Origin of the sequence: Prevotella sp. AM23-5 (assembly GCF_003473645.1) — a bacterium.
GTDB lineage: Bacteria > Bacteroidota > Bacteroidia > Bacteroidales > Bacteroidaceae > Prevotella > Prevotella copri_A.
On record NZ_QUCG01000070.1, the window covers coordinates 1 to 1620 of the forward strand.

Annotated in this window: 1 protein-coding gene and 1 pseudogene; both read left to right on the plus strand. The window is 40.8% G+C overall.

What is annotated here, in order from left to right; translation table 11 throughout:
* The first annotated feature begins 142 nt into the window (after window positions 1-142).
* Window positions 143-1090 carry an IS30 family transposase gene (locus DW657_RS14000; RefSeq protein ID WP_117917141.1) on the plus strand — a complete coding sequence of 316 codons (948 nt, stop codon included), beginning with the start codon at window positions 143-145 and terminating at the stop codon, window positions 1088-1090.
* A gap of 134 nt (window positions 1091-1224) precedes the next feature.
* A pseudogene (locus tag DW657_RS18435) lies at window positions 1225-1620 on the plus strand (WG repeat-containing protein); the annotation flags it as partial.

Genomic DNA, 1620 nt, shown 5'->3' on the forward strand with positions numbered 1-1620 from the left:
TAATCTATACCTGAAAACACCGAGGGGTTTGGGGGCGAGTAGCCCCCATGTATTGAGCTATGTCAAGAAATTCAATGAGCAATACAAAAAAATAAAATGGGGAGACCGCTGTCTCCCCAGAAATAATTATATTTGCATTGCTATGTACAAACAAATTATTTCGGAGCAAAGATACACAATAAATGTGTTACTTCAAAAGAAAATGAGTAAAAAAGATATTGCCAAGGCAATAAATGTAGATTTATCCACCATTTATCGCGAATTAAAGCGAAATAGTGGCAGTCGTAACCATTACAACTGGGAAACAGCAGAAGCCAATGCCCGCCGCAAAAAGCGCAGAACTCCAGGCAATCGTCGCATCTCCCAGGAAGTAAGGGAAGAGGCTCTACGCCTTTTAAAAGAGAAGCAATGGTCCCCGGAACAGATATCTGGCTACCTTGCCAAGGAAGGCAAGCGCATCTCTACGGAGAGTATCTATCGCATAATCAGGAAAGACAAAAAAGAGAGAGGTTCTTTGTATAAAAATTGCCGTCACAGATTGAAACATCGTGCAAGACCTGTAGGTGGCAAACGCATTGTCATACCTAATCGTGTGAGTATCAGCGAAAGACCCAAGGAGGTTGATGGAGTGCGATTTGGTGATTTTGAGATGGATACAATCGTTGGAAAGGATAATTGTGGAGCAATTGTTACATTGGTTGAAAAGCAAACAAATATGCTGTTTATGAGAAAGTTGAAGCACGGAAAGAATGCTAAGAAATTGGCTGAGACTGTAAAGAAGATACTTATGCCATTCAAGGGAAAAATAAAGTCCATAACAACAGACAATGGGATGGAATTTGCTGCACATGAGATAATCAGCAAATCTCTGGGTGTACCAGTGTACTTTGCTGATCCGTATTCCTCATGGCAAAAGGGTGCTATTGAGAATGCAAACGGACTCGTTAGGCAGTACATTCCTAAGTCTGCTGCGTTTTCAAACTTCAGTCAGCAGAAAATAACAAAGTTTACGGCAAAAATTAATGAGAGACCAAGAAAGAAATTGAATTTCTCAACACCAAAGGAGTGCTTTTACAAAAACATTTCGTAATTTTGCACTTGCTTGTTGAATTCGCGAATATGGAAAAAAGAAAGAGAACCTTAAAAAGAACGATTGTTTTATTTTGGAAAGGTTTAACAGGTATCATTGCTGCAACAGCAGAATGGTTCACCGTGATACTTGGAATGAAGGATGAATCTAAGTATGGCAAGTTTATTCGACGTGTTGTTGGAGGCTGTTTTGCGTTCATCATGTTTGTGTTTGCATGTGCTGGAGGTAATGCGTTATACGAGTTTGTTTACAAGAAAGTGAATGCTGCGAAATATTTGGATGAATCCTACTATGACTCGCAGTACCTGTCAAGAAATGCCACTTACTATAGCCGGGCCTATGAGACGGATGGATATGTGGAGACTCGTGATGGCAAGAAGACTGTCAAGGGCATACATTGGATTTCAAAACCATTGGGGGACGACTCGCTTGTCTGTTATAGTAACGGCGATGCTCGTGGCTACTTCAATATGCTGACAGGTGAAATAGCCATCAAGCCTCAGTACAAGCACGCATGGGTATTTTCTGAT

Coding starts and splice junctions, on each gene's coding strand:
- DW657_RS14000 (WP_117917141.1), top strand. CDS start 143: ATGTACAAACAAATTATTTCGGAGCAAAGATACACAATAAATGTGTTA.